Origin of the sequence: Pseudovibrio sp. Tun.PSC04-5.I4, from assembly GCF_900104145.1 — a bacterium.
Classification (GTDB): Bacteria; Pseudomonadota; Alphaproteobacteria; order Rhizobiales; family Stappiaceae; genus Pseudovibrio.
Genome location: NZ_FNLB01000006.1, coordinates 2261462 through 2279296, shown reverse-complemented (window position 1 = coordinate 2279296; position 17835 = coordinate 2261462). Strand labels below are relative to the sequence as shown.

17 protein-coding genes are annotated in these 17835 nt (G+C 49.5%); 7 read left to right on the top strand and 10 right to left on the bottom strand.

Annotation, left to right across the window (positions count from 1 at the left end; all coding sequences use genetic code 11):
- Window positions 1-185: 185 nt before the first annotated feature.
- The 4 genes from BLS62_RS15705 to BLS62_RS15690 all read left to right on the top strand — a co-directional run bounded on the left by BLS62_RS15705 (window position 186) and on the right by BLS62_RS15690 (window position 4240).
- A complete protein-coding gene (locus BLS62_RS15705) occupies window positions 186-1607 on the top strand; it encodes a bifunctional enoyl-CoA hydratase/phosphate acetyltransferase (protein ID WP_093182536.1) in 1422 nt (473 codons plus the stop codon).
- A 25-nt stretch (window positions 1608-1632) separates the two neighbouring features.
- Window positions 1633-2814 carry an acetate/propionate family kinase gene (locus BLS62_RS15700; protein WP_093182534.1) on the top strand — a complete coding sequence of 394 codons (1182 nt, stop codon included), beginning with the start codon at window positions 1633-1635 and terminating at the stop codon, window positions 2812-2814.
- A 203-nt stretch (window positions 2815-3017) separates the two neighbouring features.
- A complete protein-coding gene (locus BLS62_RS15695) occupies window positions 3018-3485 on the top strand; it encodes a dienelactone hydrolase family protein (protein ID WP_093182532.1) in 468 nt (155 codons plus the stop codon).
- A gap of 134 nt (window positions 3486-3619) precedes the next feature.
- Window positions 3620-4240 carry an HAD family hydrolase gene (locus tag BLS62_RS15690; protein ID WP_093182530.1) on the top strand — a complete coding sequence of 207 codons (621 nt, stop codon included), beginning with the start codon at window positions 3620-3622 and terminating at the stop codon, window positions 4238-4240.
- 17 nt (window positions 4241-4257) lie between these two features.
- Here BLS62_RS15690 and BLS62_RS15685 read toward each other — a convergent pair whose 3' ends face one another.
- The 10 genes from BLS62_RS15685 to rpmH form a co-directional block, all read right to left on the bottom strand.
- A complete protein-coding gene (locus BLS62_RS15685; protein WP_093182528.1) occupies window positions 4258-4716 on the bottom strand; it encodes a DUF4265 domain-containing protein in 459 nt (152 codons plus the stop codon).
- A gap of 178 nt (window positions 4717-4894) precedes the next feature.
- Complete coding sequence (dapD, locus tag BLS62_RS15680; protein WP_093189007.1) at window positions 4895-5737, bottom strand: 2,3,4,5-tetrahydropyridine-2,6-dicarboxylate N-succinyltransferase; 843 nt, start codon at window positions 5735-5737, stop codon at window positions 4895-4897.
- A gap of 119 nt (window positions 5738-5856) precedes the next feature.
- A complete protein-coding gene (locus BLS62_RS15675; protein WP_093182526.1) occupies window positions 5857-6750 on the bottom strand; it encodes a LysR substrate-binding domain-containing protein in 894 nt (297 codons plus the stop codon).
- A 191-nt stretch (window positions 6751-6941) separates the two neighbouring features.
- Window positions 6942-7640 carry a pyrimidine 5'-nucleotidase gene (locus BLS62_RS15670; protein ID WP_093182524.1) on the bottom strand — a complete coding sequence of 233 codons (699 nt, stop codon included), beginning with the start codon at window positions 7638-7640 and terminating at the stop codon, window positions 6942-6944.
- 114 nt (window positions 7641-7754) lie between these two features.
- Window positions 7755-8642: an acetylglutamate kinase gene (argB, locus tag BLS62_RS15665; RefSeq protein ID WP_208990885.1), complete on the bottom strand. Its 888-nt coding sequence runs from the start codon at window positions 8640-8642 to the stop codon at window positions 7755-7757.
- 152 nt (window positions 8643-8794) lie between these two features.
- Entirely contained in the window at window positions 8795-9721 is a 927-nt protein-coding gene (locus tag BLS62_RS15660; RefSeq protein WP_093182522.1) for an EAL domain-containing protein, read from the bottom strand.
- Window positions 9722-9997: 276 nt separating this feature from the next.
- On the bottom strand, window positions 9998-10648 hold the full coding sequence (yihA, locus tag BLS62_RS15655) for a ribosome biogenesis GTP-binding protein YihA/YsxC (RefSeq protein WP_093182520.1): 651 nt from the start codon (window positions 10646-10648) through the stop codon (window positions 9998-10000).
- A 223-nt stretch (window positions 10649-10871) separates the two neighbouring features.
- Window positions 10872-12683, bottom strand: coding sequence for a membrane protein insertase YidC (gene yidC / locus BLS62_RS15650; protein WP_093182518.1), 1812 nt, complete (start codon window positions 12681-12683; stop codon window positions 10872-10874).
- A 49-nt stretch (window positions 12684-12732) separates the two neighbouring features.
- Window positions 12733-13197, bottom strand: coding sequence for a ribonuclease P protein component (rnpA, locus tag BLS62_RS15645; protein ID WP_348271864.1), 465 nt, complete (start codon window positions 13195-13197; stop codon window positions 12733-12735).
- A gap of 3 nt (window positions 13198-13200) precedes the next feature.
- A complete protein-coding gene (gene rpmH / locus BLS62_RS15640; protein WP_093182516.1) occupies window positions 13201-13335 on the bottom strand; it encodes a 50S ribosomal protein L34 in 135 nt (44 codons plus the stop codon).
- Window positions 13336-13783: 448 nt separating this feature from the next.
- On the opposite strand from rpmH, the gene BLS62_RS15635 reads away from it, so the two are divergent.
- The 3 genes from BLS62_RS15635 (at window position 13784) to BLS62_RS15625 (ending at window position 17721) form a co-directional block, all read left to right on the top strand.
- Window positions 13784-14560, top strand: coding sequence for a TVP38/TMEM64 family protein (locus tag BLS62_RS15635; protein WP_093182514.1), 777 nt, complete (start codon window positions 13784-13786; stop codon window positions 14558-14560).
- A 40-nt stretch (window positions 14561-14600) separates the two neighbouring features.
- Window positions 14601-16046, top strand: coding sequence for a dihydrolipoyl dehydrogenase family protein (locus BLS62_RS15630; RefSeq protein ID WP_093182512.1), 1446 nt, complete (start codon window positions 14601-14603; stop codon window positions 16044-16046).
- A 130-nt stretch (window positions 16047-16176) separates the two neighbouring features.
- On the top strand, window positions 16177-17721 hold the full coding sequence (locus tag BLS62_RS15625; RefSeq protein WP_208990884.1) for a sensor histidine kinase: 1545 nt from the start codon (window positions 16177-16179) through the stop codon (window positions 17719-17721).
- Window positions 17722-17835 lie beyond the last annotated feature (114 nt).

Sequence of the window (17835 nt, the reverse complement as noted above, 5' to 3'; positions counted from 1 at the left end):
TACCGATAGATTTGTTAGTTCAAATGGTGAATAAGCGCCTCAAGCTTGGCGAAGTATTTAACGCATTATACCGCCGAACAGTCACAGAGCAACGACAGTATGGCTGAGACCTCCCCTCAAAGCCCTGTCGCAATTAAGTTGAGCTTAGATGACTGGCGGTATGTAAAAAAGAGAAGAGGCTCTCAATGGCTACCAACCGGACTTACGACCAAATCAAAGTCGGTGATACTGTTACTCGTTCGCGTATTTGCACAGCAAATGACCTTTACGTATTTGCGCATGCATCCGGCAACGTCAATCCTTTACACCTGCCAAATGCGCAGTGGGAAGGAATTGAGAAAAAAGACGGACCATCTGCACCGTTCATGTGGGGTGCATCCCTGATTTCTGCGGTTGTTGGCAATTACCTTCCAGGCCCTGGCTGTGTTTACAAAGACCAGACACTCTCCTTCCACAACAAGGTGAAGGTTGGCCAGGTTCTTGACGTTACCGTTACTGTTCTTGCAAAACTCCCAAACAACATTGTTCGCCTTGCAACCGACGTAAAAGTTGATGATGGCACTTTGGTCGCTGAAGGTGAAGCTTGCGTAGAAGCGCCAACCACATCAATCTCCTACGATGCCGAAGAGCTGCCAGGCCTGCTGATGAAGCGCCACCAGCACTTTGATCGTTTGGTTGCAATTGCTGCACAGCTCCCTGCGATCCCAACCTCTGTTGTTTGCCCAGATGACGCCAACTCTCTTGGCGGCGCTGTAATGGCAGCAAAAGCTGGCTTGATCATTCCAATCTTGGTTGGTCCTGAAAAGCGCATTCGTGCAGCAGCTGAAAAAATCGGCGCAGATATCTCTGAGTACGAGCTGATCGATACGCCTGATGAAGGCTCTGCAGCAGCTAAGGCTATTGCGCTGGTTCATGACGGACGTGTTCGGTCTGTGATGAAAGGCCATCTGCACACTGATGACCTGCTTCGCCATGTTGTAAAACGCGAAGGCGGTCTGCGCACCAAACGTCGTTTGTCGCATTCGTTTGTTATGGATGTACCGGGCCGTGATACTCCGTTGATCGTGTCTGATGCTGCAATCAACATTGCTCCAGACCTGACGGCAAAAGTCGACATCACGCAAAATGCGATCGACATTGCGCGTTCAATCGGCATTGAACCTCCAAAAGTTGGTATCTTGTCCGCTTTGGAAACAGTGAACCCGGCAATCCCTTCCACAATCGATGCTGCTGTCCTGTCCAAGATGGCAGAACGCGGCCAGATCAAGGGCGGTATTGTTGACGGTCCTCTGGCAATGGATAACGCAATCGATCTGGAAGCAGCTCGCACCAAAGGCATCGTGTCTGCTGTTGCTGGCCGTGCAGAAGTGCTGATTGTTCCTAACCTCGAAGCTGGTAACATGGTTGTAAAGGAATTGACCTTCCTTGCTCATGCTGAGACTGCAGGTTTGGTAACTGGTGCTCTTGTACCAATCATTCTGACCAGCCGTGCGGACAATGACCGTGCTCGCCTCGTTTCTTGTGCTCTTGCATCCATGTATGACTACTACCAGCGCAATGGTGTAGCATTTACTGGTGAGCAGGATCTGGCAGCAGCTGCTGAATGATTTCGGGATAGTTGAGAAAATAATAATGAAAATTGAAACCATTCTAGTCCTGAATGCTGGGTCTTCCTCCATCAAGTTCCAGCTGTTCAAAGGCGAAAACAGCGTACTTTCTGGCCAAATCGATGGTCTGGGTGCATCTGCTTGGATCAAAGGTAAATCTGCTGAAGGCACAACCATTATGGATCGTGCGCTTTCTACAGACGAAGCGCAGAACCACAACTCCGCGCTTCAGGTCATTCTTGCGCTTTTGATCGAGTTTGATCCGAACCTTGAAGTGGACGCTATCGGACACCGTGTTGTTCACGGTTCTTCCAAGTACTCTGCTCCTGTTTTGGTAACTGATGAAGTTGCCGCTGAGCTGGAAACGTTCAATCCGCTTGCACCTCTTCATAACCCACACAATCTGGCTGGTATCGCAGGCTCTAAAGCTGCGTTCCCGGGTAAGCCAAACGTTGCGTGTTTTGATACTGCGTTCCACCGGACACAGGAATTCAAAAACGAAGCCTACGCGATTCCTATGAAGTTCTACGATGAAGGCATTCGTCGTTACGGCATGCACGGTCAATCCTTCCACTATATTGCGGAAGAACTGCACAATGTTGCACCAGAAATCGCAGATGGCAAAGTTGTTGTAGCCCACCTAGGCAATGGCGCGTCCATGTGTGCGATCGAAAACGGTAAATCTGTTACCACCACAATGGGTTTCACCCCTGTTGACGGTCTGGCAATGGGTACACGTTGCGGCCTTATCGATCCGGGCGTCATCTTCTACCTGATAGAAGAAAAAGGCATGTCTGTAAGCGAAGTTGCAAACCTGCTGAATAAAGAGTCCGGTATGAAGGGCCTTTCAGGCATTTCTCAGGACATGCGCGATCTGGAAAGCTCCGACAGCCCAGATGCCAAGCGTGCACTCGAATATTACGATAACCGTATCAAGCGTGAGCTTGGTGCGTTGGTTGCCGTAATGGGTGGCCTTGACGCAATTGTCTTTACTGGTGGTATCGGTGAAAATTCTTCACTGGCCCGCGCTGGTGTATGTAAGGGACTTGAGTTCCTTGGCGTAGAGATCGATGCAGAAGCGAACAAGGCACGTGCCAAAGACGCTATCGTTATTTCTAAGGCAACTTCAAAAGTTAAGGTCATGGCGATCCCAACCAATGAAGAAGCAATGATCGCTCGTCAAACCAGAGTAATCTGCGAAGCGTAATTCGTATTACACTGATACGCGAAGTGAATTAAAGCCGTTCGTCCTAGTGTGGAGGAACGGCTTTTCTTTTTATGACTTATACGTATTGCTACAGACTGGATAGTTGCGCAAACATATCTACATAGGTTAAATTATCAAGAAAAGTTATATATTGAGGTGTGCATCTCAATTAAAATAACTGTTACAAACACATTGGTATTCCTATGATCATCGCCGCAACCACAATAGCTCTTCCAGGCTCGTTAAATGCCGCAGAGTTGCGTTTGGTGGAATACCATAACAGAAACCTTGGGTATGTTGTTGTCCCGCGGGCAAGTCAAAAGCTTCCAGCTCTGCTCCTCTTTCATGACTGGTTCGGTTTAACGGAGGACGCAATTTCTCAAGCCGCAAAAATTGCTGATAGCGGGTATGCTGTTTTCATTCTTGATTTGTTCAACGGCAAGACCCCGGCAACCCGTGAAGAAGCTCAGGTGCTTATTGATGCAGCGTTAGAGAATGATGAGCAAGGCGAAGTGATTTCCAATGTTCAATCTGGGCTGAAGGCACTGGGTGCTATAGAAGAAGTTGAGGTGAGGGATGTATGCATCTCTGGCTTTGGAGTGGGGAAAGATATCGCTCGCAAAGTCACACAAAATGCTTCGATCGCATTGTGCGCTCACTGGAACTTGTAATCTTGTCCGTCCTAATACGAACACTGCCAATCTTTGTGATCTTGGCACCCAATTGACCTTGCTTTGCCTCCGTTGTCCCACTACCAATATTCCCAAATATACAGAGTAGCTTACACCTCAAAAAGGAGGGGCTGATGTCCTCACCGGTCAAAGCAGTTGTGTTTGATATCGGGAATGTTCTTTTTATATGGGATCCTGAAAATCTATACCGTGACCTCATTCCAGATCAGGAAAAACGAAAGCATTTCCTGAATGAAGTTTGCCCTTACGAGTGGAACCTAGAGCAAGACCGTGGTCGCTCCTGGGCGCAAGCAATCGCTGAGCGCATTGACCTTTATCCAGAGCATGAAGACCTTATCCGTGCTTACGACGAGCGCTGGGAAGAGATGCTGGGTGGGGTAATAGAGGGCAATGTTGCCCTGCTGGAAGAGCTTAAAGCGCTGGATATCCCACTATACGCAATCACAAATTTCTCCTCGGAAAAATTTGAGGATGCCAAGCGTCTCTATCCATTCCTGACGACCAGCTTCATTGACACTGTAGTGTCAGCAGACGAGCGCTTGCTGAAGCCTGATCCCGCAATTTACAACGTGCTTTTGCAGCGGAACCAGCTAGATCCGTCTGGCTTGGTTTTCATCGATGATACGTTGAAGAATGTTGAAGCAGCGCGGCAGGTCGGAATGCAAGCACTGCACTTCTCAACATCAGACAAGCTTCGCGGCGAGCTCAAGCAACTCGGAGTGCCGCTCCCATAAGGTGAGGTTAGCGGGCGCTAAATCTTGTGCCCGCAATGTCCTTCTTCAAAGGCCCAGATGCCAAGCCCTTCACCTTCCTCTAAGATAGCGTAGGTTTTGTGGATGTCGGTGGCCGTTGGAACGTCCACGCTGAACAGCGGTGGATCGGCATCGATGTCCTCACAAGTACAGCCAATCTTTTCCAGTTTGTCCCACTGTCTGGCAAATTCCTCAGCCTGTGTGCTGTCCTCAACCATAATGCGGTAAGTCGAGTGGCCTGAGGGTTTGGCAACCTTGTCAAACACAAGCTGCCCGCTTTCACGTTCCGCCAACAGCTCATCGCCATTTGCAACGCCATCGGCGAAGAAGGGGGTGTTTTCAAGCTGATAACGGTTACCGCCAAGAGCGCGAACCCACACGGTTTCACTGCCAATTCCATGCCAGTCATGTGGGTCCAGCTTGAAGACAAGTTTATGTAGGTTTGATTTGGTATTCATGGGGCCTCACAGGTTCTTAGCGCAATATACTCATGCAAAAAATCGACGCAACCAAGATACTGTTCATTTATGTTTATACCAGCAATTCCGGTTAGAACGCGGCTAGGTAAGAAGATCGTTACTAACAAAAAACCGGAGCAAATGCCCCGGCTTTTGAATTTTGAATGGAGCCGTGCCCTTAGTCGCGCAGCAACTCGTTCACAGAGGTTTTAGAACGTGTCTGAGCATCAACGCGTTTTACGATAACTGCACAGTTGAGATTTGGACCTGGGGTGCCATCTGGAAGCGGTTTACCTGGCATGGAGCCTGGAACAACAACAGAGTAAGCAGGCACTTCACCAATGAAGACCTCGCCGGTGGAACGATCAATGATCTTGGTGGTCGCGGAGATGAAGACACCCATCGCCAGCACTGCACCTTCACGAATGATAACGCCTTCAACAACCTCGGAGCGAGCGCCAATGAAGCAGTTATCTTCGATGATCACTGGACCAGCCTGAAGTGGCTCAAGAACGCCGCCAATACCAACACCACCGGAAATGTGAACGTTTTTGCCAATCTGCGCGCACGAGCCAACCGTCACCCATGTATCAACCATAGTACCTTCATCAACGAAGGCGCCAAGGTTTACAAAGCTTGGCATCAGAACAACAGATTTTCCGATGAATGCAGAGCGGCGAACGATTGAACCTGGAACCGCGCGGAAGCCAGCTTCTTCAAAGTTGACAGCACTCCAGCCGTCAAACTTGGAAGGAACTTTGTCCCACCAGGGCGCGCCGTCAGGTCCACCTTGAATGATTTGCATTGAGTTCAAGCGGAATGAAAGCAACACAGCTTTCTTAGCCCACTGGTTTACGACCCAATCGCCAGACGTTTTTTCTGCAACGCGCAGTTTTCCGTGATCCAGCAAGTTTAGCGCGGTAGTTACAGCATCGCGCACGTCACCGGTGGTGTTTGTGTTTACATTATCACGGTCATCAAATGCAGCGTTGATGGTGGCCTCAAGGGCCGCAAGATCAATCTGGCTCATTGGCGGCAGTCTCTCACAATTAATGGGTTTCGAATTAGAGCTACCGAGGCGTACGCAAGGGACAACCAGAAGTCAATACTATCAGAGTTCCGGTTGTCTCAACTATCAATTCAGGTTGCTTCACGTGCCTTGAAAGGGCGCTGAGATTGATCCATTAGCCACTTGTGGAATGAGGAAACGGGACGCGTGAGCGGACGATTGGAATTTCTCACAAACCAATAACCACTTTCCAGTGAAAGGCGGGGCCAGTCCGGTACAACCAGATGACCTGCAGCAACTTCCTGTTCAACAAAGCGCGTATCGATTGCAATTGCGCCCATACCGGCAACTGCCGCCTGAATAGCCATGTTCCGGCTTTCAAACATTGCGCCAGCGGTCTGGTCAGGATGAGGCAGACCAGTTCCTTTCAACCAACGCGGCCAGTCCTCGCGTCTGGAAGACGTATGAAGCAGCTTAAGCTTATCCAGCAGCTTGATATCCGGGTTCGGGTCGCCATTGCTGAGGTGCGGAGCAAAAGCAACAACCAAATCTTCCTGCCAGAGCATATGCCTCTCAACATGAGGCCATGCGCCTTCTCCTAAGCGGATTGCGCAATCATATGACTCTCTATCCAAATCTACGACGCGCATACTCGTCGATATGAGCAGCTCGATATCAGGATGTTTCTCCTGAAAATCTGGTAATCGCGGAATGAGCCAGCGCGTTGCAACCGTTGAAAGCGTTGAGATACGCAGTTCTGTCCGGCTACGGCGGCGAAAAGCCTCAACCGCGTGCTCAATCTGATCGAAGGAGTTACCAAGATTGGTCGTCAGTCGCTGGCCTTCTTCTGTCAGAGCAAGACCGCGGCCATCGCGAATAACTAAAGCAGCTCCCAGCTCGTTCTCCAATGATCGGAGTAGGTGGGTCAGCGCTGATGGGGTAACGCCGAGGTCTTCTGCGGCACGAGCTGCTCGGCCATGTTTAGCCAACAGTGAAAACGCATGTAGCGCGCGCAGTGAAACCATGACGATTGCCCTTCCTTATGAGTTCTTGAATTAATCTCAATAAAGGGAAAATAATCATTCGTCTAGTTGATACTGATATTTTTTCCATTTGAGCTTTTTTGTGCGCAAATATCGTGATTTCTAGCTTAAACTGCCCCTACTGGAGTTTCAGACGAGATATTGGGGTCTCATCATGCTTTTGCATAATTTATCTAATCCTTGAGTTCCCCAAGGATATTATGAAGAAATCCATCCAAATGATCAGTCACAAAGTCCACGTGTGGCTCCGCTCCATTAGAGAGTTCCCAGTCTTCGCGGAAAACTTCACGAGTTCCATCTGGGACAACCAGCACCGTCCGCATACCCATGGTGTTGGGAATAACCAGATTCCTGGAGAGATCTTCAAACATTGCCGCGTTGGAGGCCCTAATACTATTCTTATCCAAAAACCGTTTGTAAGTCTGCTCGGCTGGTTTCGGGATAAGACCAGCTTCAACAATGCCAAAAATATCTTCAAAATGATGGGTGATGCCCAACCGGTTTGCGACAGCTTCCGCGTGTTTGCGTGTGCCATTGGTCAAAATATAGCATTTGCCCGGCAGCTGATTGATCGCATCTGATAAGTATGGGTTCGGTTCCAAAACGGAATGGTCGATATCGTGGACATATTCCAAAAATTCGTCTGGCTCAATATCATGTTCAAGCATCAGGCCTCGCAGCGTGGTGCCGTATTCTTTGTAGTAGGAAAGCTGCAGCTCACGGGCTTCATCAGCCGGTTTCCCCGTAAGTTTTTGAACAAACTCAGACATCCTTTGATCAATCTGCTCAAACAAATTGGAGTGGTGCGGGTACAGAGTGTTGTCTAAATCAAAAATCCAGCTTTCAACGCGAGCAAACGGGGAGAGGGTCATTCGGTTCCATTCATCTATCGGTTAAACCGATAAGTGTTATTTGTAATCAGCAAAACAAGAAAGAATATGAATGGTAAGAGAGGCGAAATTAGTAACGCCTCTCTCTTCGTGAAATCAAGGAACGATAAGCGTGCCAGCACCGTGATCGGTAAACAGCTCAAGCAAAACAGCATGAGCGACTTTTCCGTCTACGATAACAACACCTTCGACGCCTTGTTCCAGTGCATCGAGGCAGGTTTCAACCTTTGGAATCATACCGCCAGAGATAGTCCCGTCTTCCATCAATGCGCGTGCACCGGCGCGGGTGAGCTGTTTGATCAACTTGCCGTCGCGGTCCAAAACACCCGGAACATCTGTCAAAAACAGAAGACGTTTTGCGTTGAGAGACCCTGCAATTGCACCCGCGAAGGTATCGGCATTGATGTTGTAAGTCTCGCCGTCCCGCCCCGGTGCGACAGGCGCTATAACCGGGATCAGGTCTTTTTCGAGGATAAGCTCGAGAACCTTCGCGTTGACATGTTCCGGCTCGCCAACAAAACCAAGATCCAAAATTTCTTCAATTTTTGAATCTGGATCGCGGTGTTTACGATGTAATTTGCGAGCGGTCACCATGTCACCGTCTTTGCCACAAAGCCCGACAGCACGGCCACCCTCACGATTAATATTCGCTACAATGCTTTTGTTGATAGAGCCAGCAAGAACCATCTCGACAATTTCAACAGTTGCCCGATCCGTAACCCGAAGGCCGCCTTTGAACTCGCTCTTGATGTTGAGGCGATCAAGCATGGAGCCGATCTGCGGGCCTCCGCCATGGACGACCACTGGGTGTACACCTGACTGGCGCAGCAGAGTGATATCTCGGGCAAACGCACGGCTGAGAGCATCATCCCCCATAGCATTGCCACCGTATTTCACGACGACGCGTCGATCATCATAACGCTGCATGTATGGAAGAGCTTGAGCGATAACATGGGCGCGATTACTGGATTCCAAGAAACTCATAGCGATCTATTCACCTGCGGGGAATGCAAAAAGGGTTCACACGCAAACCACACGGTTTGCGTGCAGCAGGTTATAGCCCCTTTGCATTCGGGTCACAAACGCTCAATTAGCAGAGCCTGCAAAGTTTTGCTCAATTGTAGGCGACGAAAAACTTAAAGACTTTCCCTTAGGTAAGTAACGAACCCATCTTCAGCCGCTGGTTGTAGAAAGAGGTATCCTTGTGCGTTGGTACAGCCACTCTTTTCCAAAAGTTGCATCTGCTCTTCATTTTCGACGCCTTCAGCTGTGACCTCCATATCCAATAAATGTGCGAGTTCGATCATGTGAGTACATGTGGCGCAGTGAATACTGGAATGTGGCACTCCGGATAGGAAGTTACGATCAATTTTGATGCGATCAACCTGGCAGTCCAGAAGGTGTTTCATGGAAGCGTAACCCGTCCCAAAATCGTCGAGCGCAACTGATACACCAAGTTCCTGTAGTTGATGCAGACTGTTCAAAGCGTGTGGAGCTCGGTCAATATCAATTTGTTCTGTGACTTCCAGCTCAAGCGAGCAGCCCGACATACCTGTTTCAGTGAGAATTTTTTGAATGCGAGATACAAGGTATTGGTCCGTAAACATTCTACCGCAGATATTGACGGATATCTTGAAAGTAGGGTCGACAAGATAAGCCCAGTTTGCCCTTGCTTTGCAAGCCTCGCGAAGAACCCAGTACCCTACATCTTTGCCTAGACAGCTTCGGCAAAGAGTGGTGATGAAACGGGAAGGGGGCAGAAGGCCATTCTCTGGATGCTCCCAACGAATGAGTGCTTCAGCACCCACGATCTTACGATCATGAACTCGCACGATAGGTTGGTAGTGGAGAACAAACTCATCCCGCAAATAGGCGGCGATTAAAGAACGCTCCAACGGATTTGGCCCAAACTGTCGTGCTTGGTACCACTTTTTGAGATCTAGCCCCGCAATGAACAGGGTCGAAGCGGTACTTGCAAGACGCCAGATATAAGTCTGCGCTTTAGCAAAGGCGTGATCAGGTGCCGACGCCCGATGTGAGGATATGAATGGTGTGATGTGCATACAATCATCCCCTCACGCCAGCTGTGAACGCACTGTGATTGCTTTTTTGATTATCTCTTATAGGCATTAGACGACCTCCCCTCGACGACGGTCTGGTCTGTATTCGGGGGGTAAAATAACCTTACGTCAATAGGGTAGCGGTTGAGGTTGGGGAAAAGGCTTCAAAATGTGAATACAAGAGAGAAACTGCACTTTGCAGGATAGACGCCTATCACTTTTTATGCTCAAGGGTTTTGAAAAGCGCAGAGTGAAAATCGTCTCTGCGCCATCCATTTATTAGCCAAAGCTGATGAGAATCGCAATCTCTGCGCGCAGCTCATCCATGCCCGAGCCATTTTCCGAAGAGGTACAAATAATCTCTGGGTGGGCTGCAGGGCGTTTGGTAAGTATTTTAAGTGTCTCTTCTTTCAGCGTCTCAAGCTGGCCAGGTTTGATTTTGTCAACCTTGGTAAACACGATCTGATAGGGGACGGCGGCCTTGTCCAAAATAGCCATCGCCTCCAGGTCATTCGGTTTAATTCCATGACGGGCATCAATCAGTGAGAACACACGGCGCAGGGTGCTTCTTCCGCGGAGGTACTTAAAAATAAGCGTGGTCCACGCGTCGACCATGTCTTTGGGAGCTTGTGCATAGCCATAACCCGGCATGTCAACAATTCGCAGCTGTGTATGCTCAGCGCCAAAGAAGTTCAGCATCTGTGTGCGGCCTGGAGTGTTGGATGTCCGTGCCAGTGCTTTCCGCTCTGTCAGCTTGTTAATGAGGCTGGATTTGCCAACATTTGAGCGACCAGCGAATGCAATCTCAACACCGCCGAGATCAGGCAGCTGGTGCATCTCTTTAACACTAGTGATGAAATCCCAAGTCCGAGCAAATAAAAGGCGTCCCGCCTCAAGCTGCTCTGCTGTTAGTTCTTTTTCCAAGCTCATAAACCGCCTTTTAGCTTGCAAAAGGCTTTTGGTCGAGAGCTCTTTAGCGCTGCGACTGTAATCTCTTGCTTCTGTTGTTTGTTCCCTAAAATGGGAGCTTCGATATATCGTATTTTCTACGGAATACCAGCGTTTTCTAGATAATCATAGGAAAGTGCTGAAGTTGCCTCAAACAAAAAACGCGGCCCGAAGACCGCGTTTTAATTCATTCTAACAAGAGAGCCTATTTGCTCTTGCCTTTCGTTCCCTTTTTGAAGGAACTTGTAATGTTGCTGAACAGTTCAAGCTTCACACCCTGACGACGCATGATGACGGCCTGCTGTGCAACGGACAAGGAGTTGTTCCAAGCCCAGTAGATAACAAGACCAGCTGGGAAGGTTGCCAGCATGAAGGTGAACAGCACAGGCATCCAGTTGAAGATCATCTGCTGAGCAGGTTCTGCTGGGGCTGGGTTCATCTTCATCTGCAGGAACATGGTTACACCCATGACCAGCGGCCAGATACCAATCATCAGGAAGCTTGGTGGATCCCAAGGGATCAGTCCAAACAGGTTGAAGACTGTCGTTGGATCTGGAGCGGAAAGATCCTGAATCCACCCAAAGAACGGCGCTTGACGCATTTCGATGGTAACGAACAGAACCTTATAGAGCGAGAAGAAGACTGGGATCTGAATGACCATCGGCAAACACCCTGCCAACGGATTGATCTTTTCAGTCTTATACAGCTCCATCATGGCTTGCTGTTGTTTCTGCTTGTCGTCCTTGAACTTCTCGCGGATCACAGTCATTTGCGGTTGCACGAGCTTCATTTTACTCATGGAGACGTAAGACTTGTTCGCAAGCGGGAAGAACGCTGCCTTAACAAGAACGGTAACCAGCAGAATTGCGATACCAAAATTGCCAACAAGACCGTAAAGCTTGTCGATCAGCCAGAACATTGGCTTGGTCAGGAAGTAGAACCAACCCCAATCGATCATCAGATCGAAGTTCAGGATATCCAAGGATTCTTGGTAGCCGTTGAGAAGGTTGGTTACTTTCGCGCCAGCATACAGCAGTGAGGAGTTTGAAGCAGTGGCTCCGTTATTAGCCTGGATAGCGCTGCCAAGGTAATCTGCCTGGAAGTTTTGAGAAGCGGCGCTGTAAGAGAAGTTTGGCTGGAAATCACTACCTGAAGCAGGGATCAGAGTTGCAGCCCAGTACTTGTCCGTAAAGCCAAGCCAACCTTTGTTCGCTTTGCCTGGACGTACACTGCCGTCGTCAACCAGATCACCGTATTTGATTTCTTGCAGACCTTCATCGCCGATAACGCCGATAAGACCTTCGTGAAGCACGTAGAAGCCAGCAGTTTCTGGTTCACCGTTACGAGCGATCAGGCCGTAAGGGTAAAGCTGAACGAGGTTGCCAGATGTGTTCTTAACTTCTTGGTCGACAGTAAACATATAGTTTTCGTCGACAGAGAAAGTGCGCTTGAAGACAAGGCCTTCGCCGTTGTCCCAGCTTAAAACCACTGGAGAAGTTGGTGTCAGTCGGCCAGAAGTCTGTGGTGTCCAGATTGTATCAACTTTTGGAAGCTTAACGTTCACACCCGGATCAGCAACCCAGCCATGTTCTGCATAGTATGGCTCAGGGCTACCCTTTGGTGAAAACAGAACTACGGTCTCGCTGTCTTTATCAAGGGTCTGGCGATAGTCCTTCAGGCGAAGGTCATCCAGCTTCGCGCCTTCAAGATTGATAGAGCCAGAAAGACTTGGGCTATCAATTGTAAGGCGCGGTGAGGCTGCCAGTGCTTGTGCGCGACTGACGAATGATTGCACAGCTGTGCCAGCTTCAGTCCCTGGGGCAGCCGCTTGTCCGGATGCGCCTTCAGGCAATGCAACTGGTGAGCTCGACCCGGCTTGTTGTGCGTCGTTTGCCAGCTGCGCCTGTTGCGCTTCTTGCTGAGCTTCGAGCTGAGGTCCGGCAATAAAAAATTGCCAACCCAATAGCACAACCAGCGACAGGACGATCGCTACGATCATATTGCGATTATCGGTCATCGACTGGATCACTCATTTTCAAAAGGTTGGAATAAATAATCATCACTGGTCAATCTGCCTGCACTTTATCTAATGGAGGTTTAGAATTTACCAGCGAATGCGATTTAGGGCTGATAGAGCGAGGTTTTCGTGGCTTGAATGCGCCCTTAATGCTGCCTTTTAGATCCCTGAGAAGGTCCTCAAAAGGTTGCGATAAGGCTCCCTTGCGGCCGACAAGTACGTAATCGGCGCCAGTTTGCGCAATATCTATATCAAGGGTTGCGACAGCGGCCCGAAGTCGGCGCTTTATTCGGCTTCGTTCAACAGAATTTCCGGTTTTTTTGGTAACCGTATAGCCCATCCGAGGGGCACCATCTTCGCGGGTTTTAGCCGCTTGAAGCACAAAAGCACGCCGAGCAACCCTGCCGCCTTTTGCAACGGAAAGAAACTCGGAGCGCTTTTTAAGTGTTTTCATGTCTTTGCGGCGGAACTTTTGTTCAATTGAAATGAAATGAAGGCCGCCGCGTAACGTCACGGTTTAAGCGCTAATACGCTTACGGCCTTTAGCCCGGCGACGTGCCAGAATCTGACGACCATTTTTAGTTGCCATACGTGCCCGGAAGCCGTGGCGACGCTTGCGAACAAGGTTGCTCGGTTGGAAAGTACGCTTCATTTTATTACCCTAGCAGAGCCATCGGCTCCAACTTAACATTAATTTGGATTATGCGTCATATCCCCGAAATCTCTGCAACTTTATTCAAGTCGCAGGACTTTGCGCATGGGATCCGCACTCCTATTCGAGGGCGCTTATATTAGTCTGCGTGCTTCAAGTCAATAATTTCAACGCTGGAATCTACGATATCCTGACAGTTTATTGCTTCACAAGCTCGTGTGTCTGTGTGACCCCCCATTCAAAACAGAGTGAAACTACGGGGAACGCACGAACCTGTGATTATCCCGGAGGTCGTTATGATTGTAAGAAAAATCTAACGTATCCGTTTATTGCCATGAAATCATGCGCAAGGGACATAGTAACGAATTCGGTTTAGACAGATTATGGAACGCATGAATAAAGCAGTTCTTTCAATGCCTGAGCCATGAAAACCTCTGAGGAAGAATACATGGGAATCACGGAACACAACGATGACAAAACGCCAGCAGTTGGGCTCGGAGGTTTCCTGAAACGGTGGGGCCTGTTGATTGTTATCTTTGCAGTCTCCGCCTATGGACTTTCCCAAGGATGGCACCAAAATATAACCATCAGCAATCTTATTAAAAACCAGCAACTGCTGGCGGATTATCTGAACCAGTACCCGATTCTCACTCCGCTCATTTATTTTGCGGTTTATACGCTGGCAGTTGCGTTGTCGTTTCCCGGCGCGTCCTTGCTGACAATTGCAGGCGGGTTTCTGTTTGGATGGTTTTTCGGTGGGTTACTGACTGTATTTGCCGCAACCATTGGCGCTGCACTCTTGTTCTTTGCTGCAAAAACCTCAATTGGGGCAGTTTTGAAAAAACGCGCTGGACCATTCCTGGACAAAATGTCTGAGGGGTTCCGCAAAAATGGCTTCAGCTACCTTTTGTTTCTGCGCCTTACACCGGTCTTTCCATTCTGGCTGGTCAATATAGCGCCGGCGCTGTTTAACGTTGCTTTGCCAACTTATCTCATTGCGACATTCGTCGGCATCATCCCAGGCACATTTGCTTATGCATTCGTTGGCGCTGGTTTGGATAGTGTAATCCTAGCACAGGAGCAGGCGAACCCTGGGTGTTCTGCAGCCGGTACATGTGAAGTTCAAATCTCAGCACTCATTACGCCTGAGCTGATTTGGGCATTTGCAGCTTTGGGATTGGTGGCCCTCATCCCACCAGTCATTCAGCGCATTCGTGGCCAATAAATCTCAGAGACCATCAATTTAAAAATTACGGACCTTCCCGATGACAAAGAACAAAACCACAAAAACATTGACCCCGGACATTTGTGTAATTGGCGCTGGCTCAGGTGGGCTTTCCGTCGCTGCAGCCGCAGCAGCCTTTGGTGTGGATGTTGTGCTGATTGAAAAAGGCAAGATGGGCGGTGATTGTCTGAACTATGGCTGTGTCCCATCGAAAGCGATCATTGCGGCTGGTAAAGCGGCAGCAACCTTCAGAGGCTCGGAGAAGTTTGGTATTGCTGCGCAAGAACCGCAGATAGACTTCTCTCAAGTGAATGATCACGTTCAGGGCGTCATCGCGACTATTGCACCCCATGATTCCGTTGAACGGTTTCAGGGCTTAGGTGTTCATGTCATTCAGGGAGCAGGCGAATTTACTGCGCCTGATACGGTACAGGTTAACGGTCAGAACATCAAAGCCCGCCGCTTTGTTGTGGCGACAGGGTCCCGTGCAGCGATTCCACCTATTCCGGGTGTGGAAGACACTCCGTTCTTAACCAACGAAACGCTCTTTGAGCTGAAAGAGCGACCAGAGCACCTCATCATAATCGGCGCTGGCCCAATCGGTATGGAAATGGCACAGGCGCATCGTCGCCTTGGCAGTCGCGTAACTGTTATTGAGGCGCTGCGTCCACTCGCTGTGACAGATCCTGAACATGCCGCTCAAGTCATCGAGACGATGGCGTCTGAAGGCGTGGAAATCCTTGCAAATACCAAGGTCAACAAAATTGAGAAAACTGAGGCTGGTGTGAAAGTCTCAGTCAAAGTGGATGATGAAGCCGAAGGAACAATCGAAGGCAGTCATCTTCTAATCGCAGCAGGTCGTGCACCAAATGTCGCTTCTCTTGGTTTGGAAGCCGCTGGTGTCGAATATTCGCGTCGTGGCATCAAAACGGATGATGGCTTGCGCACCACCAATAAGAAAATCTACGCTATTGGTGATGTTGCTGGTGGTCCGCAGTTCACTCATGCCGCAGGCGCACATGCCTCTCTCGTCATTCGCTCAATCTTGTTCCGTATGCCAATCAACCATAACAGCATCACCATGCCAGCTGTAACATATACAGAACCAGAGATCGGTCAGGTTGGGTTGTCCGAACAGCAGGCTAAGGAGCAACTTGGCGATAAGCTTCGTGTCTTAACTGCGGAATTTTCCGGCAATGACCGCGCACTTGCTGAAGGTAAAGGCAAAGGTCAGGTCAAACTACTCGCAACCGCCAAAGGTCAGTTGATTGGCGCCTCAATTGTAGGGCCAGGTGCAGGTGAACAAATCGGCTTGCTGGCACTGATGATCTCGCAAAAGCTCAAAGTAGGCGCACTCCTTGGTGTAGTTTTACCCTACCCGACGCTAAATGAAGCAATCCGCAGAGCTGCACTTACGTATTATGCCGATGCCCCAAAAAACCTTTGGGTCCGCAGAGTTCTGGCGATTTTGAGAATGTTTGGGTGACGAAGTCGTGATGTGTTGTAACACAAGTGTGTTGCCTAGCACTCATCATCTGTTAAAAATGAGTAAGGCATAGCGCATAACAACAATTAGCGCTGCACGATTATTGTGTACCAACTCATCAGGTAGGTGAATGGCTGAAAACAAAGGAAAAGTGACCTCAGAAGCGGAGGTCACGCCAGAAAAGTTAGATTCGGAGGGAACTTCGAACATTAAGCGCCGCAAGCTATTTCGCGGCGGAATGGGCCTTTCTGGCAAACTTCTGGTGCTGACAATATTGTTTGTCATGTTGAGCGAAGTTTTAATTTTTGTTCCTTCCGTCGCAAATTTCAGAAATATTTGGCTTAATGACAGGCTGAAAGTTGGCGGTGTTGCCGCCACCTTGCTATCAGATAGCGAAACTCTTTCGCCTGAGGTTCAGCAACGGCTGCTGGATGCAACAGGAGCGCAGGCGATCTCTCTTGCTATGGGGGAACGCCGACGGCTGATCGCCCTGGACGGATCGCCAATCAATATCACTAAGACTATAGACATGACACTGGATGCGCCTTGGGAAGCTATTGGCTGCAGTCTCCAGTTCTTGATTGGTGCGCGGACAGGACAAATCCGCGTTATTGGTGAAGTTGATATGAGATCCGGTGGCCGCGTCGATATGGTGCTTCCAGCAAGCCTTCTTCGTGATGATCTGCAAACATACGCGCTTAATATCCTCAAGCTGTCCCTGTTGATCTCTTGTTTGACGGCTGCGCTCGTCTACCTGTCCATTCGCTCGTTGCTTCTGCGTCCACTGCAACGCCTCACAGGATCGATGATGCGGTTTGCTGAATCTCCAGAAAATGCTCGGGAGATCATTAAGCCAAGTGGCCGGACTGATGAGCTGGGTGAAGCAGAGATGCAGCTTCAGTCCATGCAGAAATCATTAAATCAGACATTGAGCCAACAACGTCGTATGGCAGCGCTCGGGCTGGCGGTCTCCAAGATCAACCATGATATGCGCAACTTGCTGGCATCCGCCCAATTGTTCCTTGAGCGTTTGGAATTGCTGCCTGATCCAACAGTACAACGCGTTGCACCCAAAATCCTTGCAACACTTGATCGTGCAGTCAGTTATACGAGCGCCGTGCTGTCTTACGGTAAAGCTCAGGAGGCGGCGCCAGAACTCCGCGTGATCCGCTTAGCGTCCGTTCTAAGGGACGTGGAGGAGGTTTTGGGCCTATCTCGGCATGTCGATGGTATTGAGATGCATGTTGATGTGCCAGAGGCGCAGGAGCTTGAAGCGGATCCTGAGCAGATCTTCCGTGTCCTCCTCAACCTTTGCCGCAACGCTGTACAGGCAATGGAGGCATCCAAGTCTGGGTCTGGTGTTGTATGCCGCATTGAAATCAAGTCAGAGGTAGAGGGCGATATGCTCTCCATTTATGTGACCGATACAGGACCGGGAATTCCCAAGAGAGCTCAGGAAGGTTTGTTCAAAGCATTCCAGACCTCTGGCAAGGTCGGTGGCACCGGCTTGGGTCTTGCCATCGCTGCAGAGATTGTGGTTGCTCATGGTGGAAAGATAACGCTGGAAACCAAGGTCACAACAGGGGCCTGCTTTAAAATCCAGTTGCCCTATAAACAGGGGCAGCGGAGCGCAGAAAAAATTACCCGGCTCTTTCCTGCGGACAGCAGTAAGTGACGAAATGAGGAAAGCTGCACTATGCAAGCACAGCTTTCCTCACGTTTAGGCTGCAACGCTCTACGTCTTTGTTCTGATAGTCAGAAATTGTTATCCCCAAAACGCAAATTACCT

Coding starts and splice junctions, on each gene's coding strand:
- BLS62_RS15705 (WP_093182536.1), top strand. CDS start 186: ATGGCTACCAACCGGACTTACGACCAAATCAAAGTCGGTGATACTGTT.
- BLS62_RS15700 (WP_093182534.1), top strand. CDS start 1,633: ATGAAAATTGAAACCATTCTAGTCCTGAATGCTGGGTCTTCCTCCATC.
- BLS62_RS15695 (WP_093182532.1), top strand. CDS start 3,018: ATGATCATCGCCGCAACCACAATAGCTCTTCCAGGCTCGTTAAATGCC.
- BLS62_RS15690 (WP_093182530.1), top strand. CDS start 3,620: ATGTCCTCACCGGTCAAAGCAGTTGTGTTTGATATCGGGAATGTTCTT.
- BLS62_RS15685 (WP_093182528.1), bottom strand. CDS start 4,716: ATGAATACCAAATCAAACCTACATAAACTTGTCTTCAAGCTGGACCCA.
- BLS62_RS15675 (WP_093182526.1), bottom strand. CDS start 6,750: ATGGTTTCACTGCGCGCGCTACATGCGTTTTCACTGTTGGCTAAACAT.
- BLS62_RS15670 (WP_093182524.1), bottom strand. CDS start 7,640: ATGACCCTCTCCCCGTTTGCTCGCGTTGAAAGCTGGATTTTTGATTTA.
- argB (WP_208990885.1), bottom strand. CDS start 8,642: ATGAGTTTCTTGGAATCCAGTAATCGCGCCCATGTTATCGCTCAAGCT.
- BLS62_RS15660 (WP_093182522.1), bottom strand. CDS start 9,721: ATGCACATCACACCATTCATATCCTCACATCGGGCGTCGGCACCTGAT.
- yihA (WP_093182520.1), bottom strand. CDS start 10,648: ATGAGCTTGGAAAAAGAACTAACAGCAGAGCAGCTTGAGGCGGGACGC.
- yidC (WP_093182518.1), bottom strand. CDS start 12,683: ATGACCGATAATCGCAATATGATCGTAGCGATCGTCCTGTCGCTGGTT.
- rpmH (WP_093182516.1), bottom strand. CDS start 13,335: ATGAAGCGTACTTTCCAACCGAGCAACCTTGTTCGCAAGCGTCGCCAC.
- BLS62_RS15635 (WP_093182514.1), top strand. CDS start 13,784: ATGGGAATCACGGAACACAACGATGACAAAACGCCAGCAGTTGGGCTC.
- BLS62_RS15630 (WP_093182512.1), top strand. CDS start 14,601: ATGACAAAGAACAAAACCACAAAAACATTGACCCCGGACATTTGTGTA.
- BLS62_RS15625 (WP_208990884.1), top strand. CDS start 16,177: ATGGCTGAAAACAAAGGAAAAGTGACCTCAGAAGCGGAGGTCACGCCA.